The sequence below is a fragment of the Mesorhizobium sp. M7D.F.Ca.US.004.03.1.1 genome (assembly GCF_003998635.1).
Classification (GTDB): Bacteria; Pseudomonadota; Alphaproteobacteria; order Rhizobiales; family Rhizobiaceae; genus Mesorhizobium; species Mesorhizobium loti.
Window position 1 is genome coordinate 1 of the sequence record NZ_RZQG01001464.1, and the last position, 928, is coordinate 928.

The window sequence follows — 928 nt, forward strand, 5'->3', positions numbered from 1 at the left end:
GATCATCGAGAAGAACGCCACGCTTCTTCTCGTTGGCTCCCTTCTGGTGGTGACGGTCGGCGGCATCGTCGAGATCGCACCGCTCTTCTATCTCGACAACACCATCGAGAAGGTCGAAGGCATGCGGCCTTACTCGCCGCTGGAACTCGCCGGCCGCAACATCTATGTGCGTGAGGGCTGCTACCTCTGCCACAGCCAGATGATCAGGCCATTCCGCGACGAGGTCGAGCGCTACGGTCACTACAGCTTGGCGGCCGAGTCGATGTACGATCACCCTTTCCAGTGGGGATCGAAGCGAACCGGGCCGGACCTCGCCCGGGTCGGCGACCGCTACTCGAATGGATGGCACGTTCAGCACCTTACGGATCCGCGTTCGGTGGTGCCGGAATCGATCATGCCGAGCTACGCGTTCCTGAAGGACGCCCCGATCGAGGTGAAGGATTTCTCGACCCATCTGGTCGCCAACAGGCGGGTCGGCGTCCCCTACAACGATGACATGATCGCGCACGCCAATGCCGACCTTATGGCGCAGGCCGATCCCAACGCGGACACATCCGGCCTCGAAGCACGCTATCCGAAAGCCAAGGTCGGCGACTTCGACGGCAACCCGCAACAGGTCACCGAAATGGATGCCCTCGTCGCCTATCTCCAGATGCTCGGCACGCTGGTTGACTTCAAGAACTACGACGATGCCGCAGGATATCGCTGAGGAGTTTTATCCATGGATTACAATTTGATGCGGGAGTTTGCCGACAGCTGGGGTTTGGTCGGCATGGCGCTTTTCTTTGTCGGGGCAATTGTCTTCGCCCTTCGCCCCGGCAGCCGCAAGCTGGCCGACGAGGCTGCCCGGATCCCCCTTGAGGATGACTGATCATGAGCAACGAGCATATCGACCAGGTCTCCGGTGTCTCAACCACCGGCCATGAGT

At 60.5% G+C, this 928-nt stretch carries 2 protein-coding genes; both read left to right on the forward strand.

Annotated elements, in window-relative coordinates; translation table 11 throughout:
- Nucleotide 1 precedes the first annotated feature (1 nt).
- Complete coding sequence (gene ccoO, locus EN935_RS37985; protein WP_164771815.1) at nt 2–709, forward strand: cytochrome-c oxidase, cbb3-type subunit II; 708 nt, start codon at nt 2–4, stop codon at nt 707–709.
- 12 nt (nt 710–721) lie between these two features.
- The gene (locus EN935_RS37990; RefSeq protein WP_109671200.1) at nt 722–871 is read left to right on the forward strand and encodes a cbb3-type cytochrome c oxidase subunit 3; all 150 of its coding nucleotides are present in this window, start codon (nt 722–724) and stop codon (nt 869–871) included.
- Nucleotides 872–928: the final 57 nt, after the last annotated feature.